Genomic DNA, 11,633 nt, shown 5'->3' on the forward strand with positions numbered 1-11,633 from the left:
AACCTTAGACGCGGCGCTTTTTCGGCGGACGGCAGCCGTTGTGCGGGATCGGCGTCACGTCAGTGATGCTCTGGATCTTGTAACCGCAGTTGTTCAGCGCGCGGACCGCCGATTCACGACCCGGACCCGGGCCCTTCACGCGCACTTCCAGGTTCTTCAGACCGTAGTCCTGGGCGGCAGTGCCGGCACGCTCCGCGGCCACCTGGGCTGCGAACGGCGTGCTCTTGCGCGAGCCACGGAAGCCCGAACCACCCGAGGTGGCCCAGGACAGGGCGTTACCCTGGCGGTCCGTGATCGTGATGATCGTGTTGTTGAAGCTTGCGTGAATGTGCGCAATGCCGTCGGTGACGACCTTTTTGACCTTCTTGCGCGTGCGAGTCGGGGCCTTAGCCATAAGCCTCTAAATCCTGTCAGTACAATTACTTACGAATCGGACGACGCGGGCCCTTGCGGGTACGCGCGTTGGTCTTGGTACGCTGGCCGCGCACGGGCAGGCCACGACGGTGGCGCAGACCGCGATAGCAACCGAGGTCCATGAGACGCTTGATGTTCATGGAGATGTCGCGGCGCAGGTCACCTTCGACCGTGTACTTGGCGACTTCCTCACGCAGCTGCTCGACCTCGCCGTCGCTCAGGTCCTTGACCTTGACGGTGGGATCGATGCCGGTGGCGGCACAGATAGCCTGTGCACGCGTGCTGCCGATACCATAGATCGCCTGCAGGGCGATGACGGTATGCTTCTGCACAGGGATGTTGATACCTGCAATACGAGCCATTCGAAAATCTCTCCACGAAACGGCGGAAAAGCCGGCAATTCTAGCCGCCTTTTCGCCCTAATTCAACCAAGTTAACCCTGACGCTGCTTGTGGCGCGGGTCCTTGCAGATCACGCGAACCACACCGTTACGGCGCACCACCTTGCAATTACGGCAGATCTTCTTGACGGAAGCACGTACTTTCATCGTTCTATCCTCGATGCTTACTCGGCATTACCGCAACAGGCCGGTCTTGCCATAACCTTTCAGATTCGCTTTTTTCATCAGGCCTTCATACTGATGGGACATCAGATGGGCCTGAACCTGGGCCATGAAATCCATGACCACCACAACAATAATCAGCAGGGACGTACCGCCGAAGTAGAACGGCACGTTCCAGGCCAGAATCAGGAATTCCGGCAGCAGACACACCAGGGTGATGTAGATCGCACCCACCGTGGTCAGGCGCGACATCACACCATCGATGTAACGGGCGGTCTGCTCGCCCGGACGAATCCCCGGGATAAAGGCCCCGGACTTCTTCAGATTGTCTGCCGTTTCACGGGCATTGAAGACAATGGCCGTGTAGAAGAAGCAGAAAAACACGATCGCCGCCGCATAGGCCGCGACATACACCGGCTGACCGGGCGCTAGGGCATTGGCGATGTTCGCCATCCAGCCCATGCCCTCGGTGCGGCCGAACCAGCTGCCCAGCGTCGCCGGGAACAGGATGATGCTCGACGCGAAGATCGGCGGAATCACCCCGGCCATGTTCAGCTTCAGCGGCAGGTGGCTCGACTGGGCCGCGTACAGCTTGCGGCCCTGCTGGCGCTTGGCGTAGTTCACCGTGATGCGACGCTGACCGCGCTCGGCGAACACCACGAAGGCCGTCACTGCCAGGGCCATCGCCACCAGTAGCAACACCACCGGGATCGACAGCTGCCCGGTGCTGGCCAGCTCCAGCGTGCCCGCAAAGGCCGCCGGAAGGCCGGCCACGATACCCGCGAAGATGATCAGCGAGATACCGTTGCCCACCCCGCGCTCGGTGATCTGCTCACCCACCCACATCAGGAACAGGGTGCCGGTCACCAGTGTGATCGTCGTGGTGAAGACGAACGCCAGGTTCGTCTGACCATCGGCATGCCCCAGGTCCACACCCTGCCCGTCCAGGGCGAAGGAGATACCGATCGCCTGGAACAGGGCCAGCACCACGGTGCCGTAGCGCGTGTACTGCGTAATCTTGCGCTTGCCGCGCTCGCCTTCCTTGCGCAGCTGCTCCAGCGAGGGCACCACGTGCGTCATGAGCTGCATGACGATCGCCGCCGAGATATACGGCATGATGCCCAGCGCGAACACGGAGAAACGCTCCAGCGCCCCGCCACTGAACATGTTGGCCAGGTCCAGGAAGGTGCCGCTGTTCTGGCTGAAGAAATCGGCCAGGGCCGTCGGTTCGATCCCCGGGATCGGCACGAAGGTGCCGATACGGTAGACGATCAGCGCCAGCAGCACGAACACGAGTCGCTGACGAAGCTCCTTCACCTTGCCCAGCCCACCGAGGGCCGCGGCGTTCGCACCCTTGGCTGCCACTTAGTCCTCGACCTTACCGCCGGCCGCCTCGATGGCCGCGCGTGCACCCTTGGTGACGCCCAGGCCCTTGACCGTAACGGCCTTTTCCAGGCTGCCGGAGACGATCACCTTGGCCTTCTCGGTCTGCGCCGGGACGATATGGGCCGCCTTCCGGGCCGCCAGATCGATCACGTCCGCTTCCACCTTGGCCAGCTCGTTCAGGCGCACTTCCGCACGGGTGGCGGCGGCACGCGAGGTGAAGCCGATCTTCGGCAGGCGGCGCTGCAGCGGCATCTGGCCGCCTTCGAAACCGACCTTGTGGAAACCGCCGGAACGCGACTTCTGACCCTTGTGGCCACGGCCACCGGTCTTGCCGAGGCCGGAGCCGATGCCACGACCCGGGCGCTTGCCGTTGGGGCGGCTGCCCGGAGCAGCCTTGATGGTATTCAGGCGCATCTTAGGCTTCCTCAATCTTCAGCATGTACGAGATCTTGTTGATCATTCCGCGGTTTTCCGGGGTGTCCAGCACTTCCACCGTGTGGTGCATGCGGCGCAGACCCAGACCGCGCGCGCAGGCCTGATGGTTCTTCAGACGACCATTCAGACTGCGGACCAGGGTAACCTTGACCTTGTTCGCGTTCGCCATGACCTTAACCCGTAATCTCTTCGACTTTCTTGCCGCGCTTGGCGGCAATGCTTTCCGGCGACGCCATGGCGGCCAGGCCACCGATGGTGGCACGCACCACGTTCATCGGGTTGCGCGAGCCGATGCACTTGGCCAGCACGTTGCGCACCCCGGCAACCTCGAACACGGCACGCATGGCGCCACCGGCGATGATACCGGTACCTTCGGAGGCCGGCTGCATGAAGACCTTGGCCGCACCATGGCGGTGGGTCATCGGGAACTGCAGCGTGCCTTCCTTCAGGGAGACGGTGCACATGTTCTTGCGCGCCTTCTCCATCGCCTTCTGGATGGCCACCGGCACTTCACGCGCCTTGCCATAACCGAAGCCGACCTTGCCATTCCCATCGCCGACCACAGCCAGGGCGGTGAAACCGAACTGGCGGCCACCCTTGACCACCTTGGCGACTCGATTGACGGCGACCAGCTTTTCCTGCAGGCCGTCGGTATTGGACGAATTATCGAAATTTGCCATTGGTCTAACCCTTTAGAATTCCAGGCCGCTTTCGCGGGCAGCATCAGCCAGAGCCTTCAGACGGCCGTGGTACTTGAACCCGGACCGGTCAAAGGCCACTGCCGATACGCCCTTGGCCTTGGCACGCTCAGCAATCAGCTTGCCCACTGTCGTGGCAGCATCGCAGTTGCCGGTCGCCTTCAGGCCCTTCTTCACATCCGCCTCGACGGTGGATGCGGCGGCCACGACCTCGGAGCCATTAGGTGCGATCACCTGGGCGTAAATGTGACGCGGGGTCCGGAACACGCACAGACGGTGCTGACCCAGCTCACGAATCTTGGCACGGGCCTTGCGGGCGCGGCGCAAACGAGTAGCTTTCTTATCCATCGCTTCAGACCCTTACTTCTTCTTGGCTTCCTTACGGATGATCTGCTCACCCGCGTATTTGACACCCTTACCCTTGTAAGGCTCCGGCGGACGGAAACCACGGATTTCGGCGGCCACCTGACCCACCACCTGCTTGTCGGCGCCCTTGACGACGACTTCGGTCTGGCTCGGGGTTTCGACGGTGATCCCTTCCGGCACCTCGTAGTTGATCGGGTGCGAATAACCCAGCGCCAGGTTAAGCACCTTGCCCTGGGCCTGGGCACGATAACCCACGCCGACCAGCTCGAGCTTGCGCTCGAAGCCCTGGCTAACGCCAGTAACCATGTTGTTCACCACGGCACGCATGGTACCGGCCATGGCATAAAATGCATCGTTGCCACCACGGGGCGCGAAGTTGAGGACCTTGTCGTCCTTCTGCACTTCCACGTCGTCGTGGATGCGGTACTCGAACTGGCCCTTGGGACCCTTGATCGACAGCACCTGGCCGTTGACGTTCACATCGACGCCGGACGGCAGTTCAATCGGTTTCTTAGCTACGCGTGACATCGCTCACCCCTTACTCGACCGTGCAGAGCACTTCGCCGCCATGGCCCGCTTCACGGGCAGCGCGATCGCTCATGACACCTTTGGACGTGGAGACAATGGCGACACCCAGCCCGCCAAGCACGGTCGGGATTTCGTCCTTGCCACGGAACACACGCAGGCCCGGGCGACTCACGCGCTTGAGCTTGGCGATAACCGGCTTGCCATCGTAGTACTTGAGCGAAACCACGAGGCTGCGCTTGTTGCCTTCCTGCTCCTCGACCTTGAAGTCGGCAATATAGCCTTCGTCCTTCATGACCTGCGCAATGGCGGCCTTGAGGGAGGAAGCGGGCATGGAAACCTGGACCTTGCCGGCCTGCTGACCATTGCGGATGCGGGTCAGCATGTCGGCGACCGGATCAGACATACTCATTGTATCGATATCCTCTAGTTAAGAATGATTACCAGCTGGACTTGACCAGGCCCGGCACATCGCCGCGCATGGCGGCTTCGCGGAGCTTGTTACGGCCAAGACCGAACTTGCGATAGTAGCCGTGCGGACGGCCAGTCAGGTTGCAGCGATTGCGCTGACGGGACGGGCTCGCATCACGCGGCAGCTTCTGCAGCTTGGCGACGGCCTCCATACGCTGCTCGAAGTCAACGCTCGGATCCTTGATGATTGCCTTCAGCTCAGCACGCTTGGCGGCGTACTTGGCTACCGTCTTGGTGCGCTTGAGTTCGCGCTGCAACATGGAAGTCTTTGCCATTCGCCTAACCTCAGTTCTTGAACGGGAAGTTGAAAGCCTGCAGCAGGGCGCGGGCTTCCTCATCCGTCTTCGCGGTGGTGGTCACGGTGATATCCATGCCACGCAGCGCGTCGATCTTGTCGTAATCGATTTCCGGGAAGATGATCTGCTCCTTCACGCCCATGCTGTAGTTGCCACGGCCATCGAAGGACTTGCCATTCAGTCCACGGAAATCACGGATACGCGGGATCGAGATATTGATCAACCGATCCAGGAATTCGTACATACGCTCACGGCGCAGGGTCACCTTGCAGCCGATCGGCCAACCGTCACGGATCTTGAAGCCAGCGACGGACTTCCGCGCCAGGGTCACGACAGGCTTCTGACCGGAAATCTTGATCATGTCGCCGACGGCATTGTCGATGATCTTCTTGTCAGCGACAGCCTCGCCCAGACCCATGTTGAGCGTGATCTTGGTGATACGCGGCACTTCCATGACGCTCTTATAGCCAAAACGCTCCATGAGCTGGGCCACCACGGTATCACGATAATAATCTTTGAGTCGTGCCATTGCCGTTTACCTTTATGCGTCCACTACTTCTTCGTTGGACTTGAAGTAACGGACCTTGCGGCCGTCCTCCAGAATCTTGAATCCAACGCGGTCACCCTTGCCGGTGGCCGGGTTGTACAGCATCACATTGGACACATTCAGGGGCATTTCCTTTTCGATAATGCCACCGGAAACACCCTGAGCCGGATTCGGCTTCTGGTGTTTCTTGACCATGTTGATGCCCTGCACGACGATCTTGTCGTTATCCATCACACGCTGGACGGTGCCACGACGGCCCTTGTCCTTGCCCGCGATCACGACTACTTCGTCACCTTTACGAATTCTGTTCATTTTTCACCCCCGCCTTACAGCACTTCAGGCGCAAGAGAAATGATCTTCATGAAACGCTCGGTACGCAGTTCACGCGTCACCGGGCCGAAGATACGGGTGCCGATCGGCTCAAGCTTGTTGTTGAGCAGCACGGCAGCATTGCCGTCAAAACGGATCAGCGAACCATCAGGGCGACGCACGCCCTTGGCGGTGCGAACCACGACCGCATTGTACACTTCACCCTTCTTCACCTTGCCGCGCGGGATCGCGTCCTTGACGCTCACCTTGATAATGTCGCCGATACCGGCGTAGCGGCGATGCGAGCCACCCAACACTTTGATGCACTGAATTCTGCGCGCACCACTGTTGTCGGCCACATCCAAAACGGTCTGCATCTGAATCATGGCGCTGTTCCGCTTGTCTGTTCGTTTTTAACCTGTTACTCGCTCGCGCGCTCGACGACCTTAACCAGAGACCAGGTCTTGGTTTTGGACATCGGGCGACACTCGCGGACCATGACCGTATCACCGGTCTTGCACTCGTTGTTGGCATCATGCGCATGCAGCTTGGTGGAGCGACGCACATACTTGCCATACAGCGGATGGCGAACACGGCGCTCTACGAGCACGGTGATCGTCTTGTCCATCTTGTCGGACACAACGCGCCCGGTGACGGTGCGCTCAAGTTTGGTTTCTTCACTCATGACAGCCATCACCCGTTACGTTTCTTTTCGTTCAGGACCGTCTTGATGCGCGCGATATCGCGACGCACGCTCTTGATCTGGCTGGGCGACTGCACCTGGCCAACGGCCTTCTGCATGCGCAGCTTGAACTGGTCCTCGAGCTTGCTCAGCAGCTCACCCTGGAGCTCGTCGACGCTCTTTTCACGAAGTTCGGTCGCTTTCATCACATCACCGTCCGAGTGACAACCACAGTTTTCAGCGGCAGCTTGGCAGCCGCCAGCCGGAAGGCCTCACGTGCCACATCTTCGGAGACACCTTCCATTTCATAAAGCATACGGCCGGGCTGAATCTGGGCGACCCAGTATTCGACGTTGCCCTTACCCTTACCCATACGCACTTCCAGCGGCTTGGTGCTGATCGGCTTGTCCGGGAACACACGGATCCAGATCTTGCCACCACGCTTGATGTGACGGGTCATCGCACGACGGGCCGCCTCGATCTGACGCGCCGTGATACGACCGCGCTCAACCGCCTTCAGACCGTACTCACCAAAGCTGACCTTGTTGCCAACCTGGGCCAGGCCACGGTTGCGGCCCTTCATCTGCTTGCGAAATTTCGTTCTCTTAGGCTGCAGCATGGTTCAACCCCTTAGTTTGCAGCAGTCTTCTTGTCTTTGCCGGTTTCGGTCTTCGCTTCGAGATCGAACACCTCACCCTTGAAGACCCAGACCTTCACACCGATGATGCCGTAGGTGGTGTTCGCCTCGGCAAAACCGTAATCGATATCGGCGCGCAGGGTGTGCAGCGGCACACGGCCTTCGCGGTACCATTCGGTACGGGCAATCTCAGCGCCATTCAGTCGACCCGAGACACTCACCTTCACGCCCAGGGCACCCAGGCGCATCGCGTTACCGACAGCGCGCTTCATGGCGCGGCGGAACATGATGCGACGCTCGAGCTGATTGGCAATGCTCTCGGCCACCAGCTGCGCGTCGACCTCGGGCTTGCGGATCTCCTCGATATTGATCTTCACGTTGTTCAGATCAAGACCAAGACGCGCAGCAACTTCACGACGCAGATTCTCGATATCCTCGCCCTTCTTGCCAATCACGATACCCGGACGGGCAGTGTGAATGGTGATGAAGCAGGCGCGCGCCGGACGCTCGATCTGAATGCGGCTCACGGAGGCCTGCGCCAGCTTTTTCTTCAGGAACTCGCGAATATCGAGATCCTGGTAGAGGAAATCGGCGTAGTCCTTGCCTTCGGCATACCACTTGGAAGTCCAGTCAGTCGCGACGCCCAGGCGAAAACCAGTCGGATGTACTTTCTGTCCCATTACGAACCCCTTGTCACTTCTCGCCAACCGCCACAGTAATGTGGCTGGTGCGTTTCAGGATCCGGTTCGCACGGCCCTTGGCGCGAGCCTGGATACGCTTCATCGTCGGACCCTCGTCGACGTAAATCTTGGCAACCTTCAGCTCATCGATGTCGGCGCCTTCATTGTGCTCGGCATTGGCAATCGCCGATTCGAGCACTTTCTTCACAATGCGCGCCGCCTTCTTGGGGCTGAACGCCAGAACCTGGAGCGCACGATCAACCGGCATCCCACGCACCTGGTCGGCAACCAGTCGGCACTTCTGCGGAGAGATCCGCGCAAACTTCAGACGAGCTGAAACTTCCATCGTCAAACCTCTTTACTTGGCCTTTTTATCGGCCACGTGGCCCTTGTAGGTACGCGTGGCAGCAAACTCACCGAGCTTGTGGCCTACCATGTTTTCGCTGACCAGAACCGGCACGTGCTGACGGCCGTTGTGAACGGCGATCGTCAGACCCACCATCTCCGGCAGAATCATCGAGCGGCGCGACCAGGTCTTGATCGGACGCTTGTCATTGCTTTCAATGGCCTTCTGCACCTTCTGCATCAGATGCAGATCGACAAACGGGCCCTTTCTGAGTGAACGCGGCACTTGGCTATCCTCTCACTTACTTCTTGTTGCGACGACGGACGATCATCTTGTCCGTGCGCTTGTTGGAACGCGTCTTGTGACCCTTGGTCGGCATACCCCAGGGGCTGACCGGATGACGGCCGCCGGAGGTACGGCCTTCACCACCACCGTGCGGATGGTCGACCGGGTTCATGGCCACACCACGAACCGTCGGGCGCACGCCGCGCCAGCGCTTCGCACCGGCCTTGCCGAGCTTGCGCAGATTGTGTTCGGAATTACCGACCTCACCCACGGTGGCACGGCACTCGACCGGAACCTTCCGCATCTCGCCCGAACGCAGGCGCAGGGTGGCGTAGGCGCCTTCACGTGCGACCAGCTGCGCCGAGGTGCCAGCGGAACGCGCCAGCTGGGCGCCCTTCTGCGGCTTCATCTCGATGCAGTGCACCACGGTACCCACCGGGATGTTGCGCAGCGGCAAGGCATTGCCCGCTTTGATGGACGCATCCACGCCGGACTGCAGCTTGTCACCCGCTTCGACGCCACGGGGCGCGATAATATACCGGCGTTCACCGTCCGCGTACAGCAGCAACGCGAGATGGGCGCTACGGTTCGGATCGTATTCCAGGCGCTCGACCTTGGCAGGAATACCGTCCTTGTCGCGCTTGAAGTCGACGACACGGTAGTGCTGCTTGTGACCACCACCCACATGACGCGTGGTGATACGGCCGTAGTTGTTGCGACCACCGGACTTGCTCTTCTTTTCGAGCAGCGCACGATGCGGGGCACCCTTGTGCAGGCCCTGCCCCTTGACGCTGACGACGTGACGGCGGCCCGCGGAAGTCGGTTTTGCCTTGACGATAGCCATGATTCTCTACCCGTTCCTTATTCTGCGCCGGTGAAGTCGATGTCCTGGCCTTCCGCCAGCGTCACGTAGGCCTTTTTCCAGTCCTTGCGACGACCCTGCATCTGACCGAAGCGCTTGTTCTTGCCCTTCATGTTCACAACACGCACGGCCGTGACCTTCACATTGAAGAGCTTCTCGACGGCGTGCTTGATTTCCAGCTTGTTCGCGTCGGTGGCCACCTTGAAGACGTGCTGCTGGGCAGCATCGGCAACCATCGCAGCCTTTTCGGACACATGCGGCCCGACCAGCACCTGGAAGATACGCTCCTGATTCATGCCAACCACTCCTCGACCTGCTTGAGCGCCGCGACGGTGACGAGCACCTTCTCGAAACCAATCAGGCTCACCGGATCCAGCCCGGCAACCTCGACGACGTCGACATGCGGCAGGTTACGCGCAGCCAGGTACATGTTCTGATCGGCCTGATCCGGCACGATCAGCACGTTGTCCAGCGACAGCGCACCCAGTTTTTCCACCAGGGCCTTGGTCTTCGCACTGTCGACAGCAAAGCTCTCGACGACGACCAGACGCTCCTGACGGGCCAGCTCGGAGAAGATGGAGCGCATTGCGGCACGGTACATCTTCTTGTTGAGCTTCTGGCTGTAATCACGCGGCCTGGCGGCGAAGGTGGTACCACCCGAACGCCACAGCGGGCTGCGGATGGTGCCGGCGCGCGCGCGGCCCGTACCCTTCTGACGGAAGGGCTTGGCGCCGCCACCACTCACGTCGGAACGGGTCTTCTGCGCCTTGGTGCCGGCACGACCGCCGGCCATGAAGGCCACGACCGCTTGGTGCACCAGCGTCTCGTTGAATTCCTTGCCGAAGACCTCGTCGGAAACGGTGGCCTTGGCCTTACTGCCTTGAACCTGCAATTCCATGACCATCAACCCTTCGTCTTGACCGCGGGACGCACGATCACGTCGCCGCCCTTGGAACCGGGAATGGCACCCTTGACCAGGATCAGGTTGCGCTCGGCATCCACGCGCACAACCTCGAGGTTCTGCGCGGTGTTGCGAACGGCACCCATGTGCCCGGCCATCTTCTTGCCCTTGAACACGCGGCCCGGCGTCTGGTTCTGACCGATCGAACCCGGGGCACGATGCGACAGCGAGTTGCCGTGGGTATTGTCCTGACCGCGGAAGTGGTGACGCTTGATGGCGCCAGCAAAACCCTTACCCTTGGTGATGCCGGTGACATCAACCTTCTGGCCGGCCTCGAACAGATCGACCTTGAGCTCGGCGCCCACGGCCAGATCGGCACCTTCCTCACCCTCCAGGCGGAACTCCCAGAGGCCGCGGCCGGCTTCAACGCCAGCCTTCGCAAAATGACCCGCTTCCGGCTTGGTGATACGGGAGGCCTTCTTGCTGCCCGTCGTCACCTGCAGGGCACGATAGCCGTCGAGCTCCTCGGTGCGCAGCTGCGCAACGCGATTGGGCTCCACTTCGATCACCGACACCGGCTGGGACGCGCCGTCTTCGGTAAAGACGCGGGTCATACCAACCTTTCGGCCGACTAATCCGATTGCCATGACGCTACCTCACTCCAGGCGCCCGGGCGGCCCGGACGCGCAAAATCCTGAAATCTCTAAATTTCGCGGCCCGGCGCGGGGAAAACCCACACCGGGCCGCAAAGAGCCGGCAATTATGCCAGAACTAAAATAATTAGTTAAGCTTTATTTGCACGTCGACGCCTGCAGCCAGATCCAGCTTCATCAGGGCGTCCACGGTCTTGTCCGTCGGATCGACGATATCCATCAGGCGCTTGTGGGTACGGATCTCGTACTGGTCCCGGGCGTCCTTGTTGACGTGCGGGGAGATCAGCACCGTGTAGCGCTCCTTCTTGGTCGGCAGCGGGATCGGGCCCTTGACGCGGGCACCGGTCCGTTTGGCCGTCTCGACGATCTCGGCGGCCGAGCGATCGATCAGGCGATGATCGAAGGCCTTGAGACGAATGCGAATGGTTTGAGTCTTCGTTGCCATCTTGATTACTCGATAATCTTGGACACGACGCCGGCGCCGACGGTGCGGCCGCCTTCGCGAATCGCGAAACGCAGGCCTTCTTCCATCGCGATCGGCGCGATCAGCGACACCGTCATCTTGACGTTGTCGCCCG

Annotated in this window: 26 protein-coding genes; all 26 read right to left on the reverse strand. The window is 60.6% G+C overall.

Features of this window, described 5'->3' with window-relative positions; genetic code table 11:
- Window positions 1-4: 4 nt before the first annotated feature.
- Entirely contained in the window at window positions 5-394 is a 390-nt protein-coding gene (gene rpsK, locus HUJ28_07775; protein MBD3619355.1) for a 30S ribosomal protein S11, read from the reverse strand.
- Between the two features lie 25 nt (window positions 395-419).
- The gene (gene rpsM, locus HUJ28_07780; GenBank protein MBD3619356.1) at window positions 420-776 is read right to left on the reverse strand and encodes a 30S ribosomal protein S13; all 357 of its coding nucleotides are present in this window, start codon (window positions 774-776) and stop codon (window positions 420-422) included.
- A 71-nt stretch (window positions 777-847) separates the two neighbouring features.
- Complete coding sequence (gene rpmJ / locus HUJ28_07785) at window positions 848-961, reverse strand: 50S ribosomal protein L36 (GenBank protein MBD3619357.1); 114 nt, start codon at window positions 959-961, stop codon at window positions 848-850.
- 27 nt (window positions 962-988) lie between these two features.
- On the reverse strand, window positions 989-2,341 hold the full coding sequence (secY, locus tag HUJ28_07790; protein ID MBD3619358.1) for a preprotein translocase subunit SecY: 1,353 nt from the start codon (window positions 2,339-2,341) through the stop codon (window positions 989-991).
- Complete coding sequence (rplO, locus tag HUJ28_07795) at window positions 2,342-2,776, reverse strand: 50S ribosomal protein L15 (GenBank protein ID MBD3619359.1); 435 nt, start codon at window positions 2,774-2,776, stop codon at window positions 2,342-2,344.
- 1 nt (window position 2,777) lies between these two features.
- On the reverse strand, window positions 2,778-2,966 hold the full coding sequence (rpmD, locus tag HUJ28_07800; GenBank protein ID MBD3619360.1) for a 50S ribosomal protein L30: 189 nt from the start codon (window positions 2,964-2,966) through the stop codon (window positions 2,778-2,780).
- 4 nt (window positions 2,967-2,970) lie between these two features.
- Entirely contained in the window at window positions 2,971-3,477 is a 507-nt protein-coding gene (gene rpsE, locus HUJ28_07805; GenBank protein ID MBD3619361.1) for a 30S ribosomal protein S5, read from the reverse strand.
- 12 nt (window positions 3,478-3,489) lie between these two features.
- Window positions 3,490-3,843, reverse strand: a complete 354-nt coding sequence (gene rplR, locus HUJ28_07810) for a 50S ribosomal protein L18 (protein MBD3619362.1) — start codon at window positions 3,841-3,843, stop codon at window positions 3,490-3,492.
- Window positions 3,844-3,855: 12 nt separating this feature from the next.
- A complete protein-coding gene (gene rplF / locus HUJ28_07815) occupies window positions 3,856-4,389 on the reverse strand; it encodes a 50S ribosomal protein L6 (protein MBD3619363.1) in 534 nt (177 codons plus the stop codon).
- 10 nt (window positions 4,390-4,399) lie between these two features.
- The gene (gene rpsH / locus HUJ28_07820) at window positions 4,400-4,798 is read right to left on the reverse strand and encodes a 30S ribosomal protein S8 (GenBank protein MBD3619364.1); all 399 of its coding nucleotides are present in this window, start codon (window positions 4,796-4,798) and stop codon (window positions 4,400-4,402) included.
- Window positions 4,799-4,826: 28 nt separating this feature from the next.
- Window positions 4,827-5,132, reverse strand: coding sequence for a 30S ribosomal protein S14 (gene rpsN, locus HUJ28_07825; GenBank protein MBD3619365.1), 306 nt, complete (start codon window positions 5,130-5,132; stop codon window positions 4,827-4,829).
- A gap of 10 nt (window positions 5,133-5,142) precedes the next feature.
- Window positions 5,143-5,682 carry a 50S ribosomal protein L5 gene (rplE, locus tag HUJ28_07830; GenBank protein ID MBD3619366.1) on the reverse strand — a complete coding sequence of 180 codons (540 nt, stop codon included), beginning with the start codon at window positions 5,680-5,682 and terminating at the stop codon, window positions 5,143-5,145.
- Window positions 5,683-5,694: 12 nt separating this feature from the next.
- The gene (gene rplX / locus HUJ28_07835; GenBank protein MBD3619367.1) at window positions 5,695-6,012 is read right to left on the reverse strand and encodes a 50S ribosomal protein L24; all 318 of its coding nucleotides are present in this window, start codon (window positions 6,010-6,012) and stop codon (window positions 5,695-5,697) included.
- Between the two features lie 14 nt (window positions 6,013-6,026).
- Window positions 6,027-6,395: a 50S ribosomal protein L14 gene (rplN, locus tag HUJ28_07840; GenBank protein ID MBD3619368.1), complete on the reverse strand. Its 369-nt coding sequence runs from the start codon at window positions 6,393-6,395 to the stop codon at window positions 6,027-6,029.
- 35 nt (window positions 6,396-6,430) lie between these two features.
- A complete protein-coding gene (gene rpsQ / locus HUJ28_07845; GenBank protein ID MBD3619369.1) occupies window positions 6,431-6,694 on the reverse strand; it encodes a 30S ribosomal protein S17 in 264 nt (87 codons plus the stop codon).
- Between the two features lie 8 nt (window positions 6,695-6,702).
- A complete protein-coding gene (gene rpmC / locus HUJ28_07850; protein ID MBD3619370.1) occupies window positions 6,703-6,897 on the reverse strand; it encodes a 50S ribosomal protein L29 in 195 nt (64 codons plus the stop codon).
- Window positions 6,897-7,310 carry a 50S ribosomal protein L16 gene (rplP, locus tag HUJ28_07855; protein ID MBD3619371.1) on the reverse strand — a complete coding sequence of 138 codons (414 nt, stop codon included), beginning with the start codon at window positions 7,308-7,310 and terminating at the stop codon, window positions 6,897-6,899. Before rplP ends, rpmC begins: the two co-directional genes overlap by 1 nt.
- A gap of 11 nt (window positions 7,311-7,321) precedes the next feature.
- A complete protein-coding gene (gene rpsC, locus HUJ28_07860; protein ID MBD3619372.1) occupies window positions 7,322-8,008 on the reverse strand; it encodes a 30S ribosomal protein S3 in 687 nt (228 codons plus the stop codon).
- A gap of 13 nt (window positions 8,009-8,021) precedes the next feature.
- Window positions 8,022-8,354, reverse strand: a complete 333-nt coding sequence (rplV, locus tag HUJ28_07865; protein ID MBD3619373.1) for a 50S ribosomal protein L22 — start codon at window positions 8,352-8,354, stop codon at window positions 8,022-8,024.
- A 12-nt stretch (window positions 8,355-8,366) separates the two neighbouring features.
- Window positions 8,367-8,639: a 30S ribosomal protein S19 gene (gene rpsS, locus HUJ28_07870; GenBank protein MBD3619374.1), complete on the reverse strand. Its 273-nt coding sequence runs from the start codon at window positions 8,637-8,639 to the stop codon at window positions 8,367-8,369.
- Window positions 8,640-8,655: 16 nt separating this feature from the next.
- Window positions 8,656-9,483, reverse strand: coding sequence for a 50S ribosomal protein L2 (gene rplB, locus HUJ28_07875; protein MBD3619375.1), 828 nt, complete (start codon window positions 9,481-9,483; stop codon window positions 8,656-8,658).
- 17 nt (window positions 9,484-9,500) lie between these two features.
- Complete coding sequence (gene rplW / locus HUJ28_07880) at window positions 9,501-9,797, reverse strand: 50S ribosomal protein L23 (protein MBD3619376.1); 297 nt, start codon at window positions 9,795-9,797, stop codon at window positions 9,501-9,503.
- Entirely contained in the window at window positions 9,794-10,399 is a 606-nt protein-coding gene (gene rplD, locus HUJ28_07885) for a 50S ribosomal protein L4 (protein ID MBD3619377.1), read from the reverse strand. Before rplD ends, rplW begins: the two co-directional genes overlap by 4 nt.
- A 5-nt stretch (window positions 10,400-10,404) precedes the next feature.
- Window positions 10,405-11,049, reverse strand: a complete 645-nt coding sequence (gene rplC, locus HUJ28_07890; GenBank protein MBD3619378.1) for a 50S ribosomal protein L3 — start codon at window positions 11,047-11,049, stop codon at window positions 10,405-10,407.
- Between the two features lie 133 nt (window positions 11,050-11,182).
- A complete protein-coding gene (gene rpsJ / locus HUJ28_07895; protein MBD3619379.1) occupies window positions 11,183-11,500 on the reverse strand; it encodes a 30S ribosomal protein S10 in 318 nt (105 codons plus the stop codon).
- Between the two features lie 5 nt (window positions 11,501-11,505).
- Window positions 11,506-11,633 (reverse strand): elongation factor Tu (gene tuf, locus HUJ28_07900; protein ID MBD3619380.1); only part of this gene is annotated, 128 nt, incomplete at its 5' end.

The organism is Chromatiales bacterium, from assembly GCA_014762505.1.
Lineage (GTDB): Bacteria > Pseudomonadota > Gammaproteobacteria > SpSt-1174 > SpSt-1174 > SpSt-1174.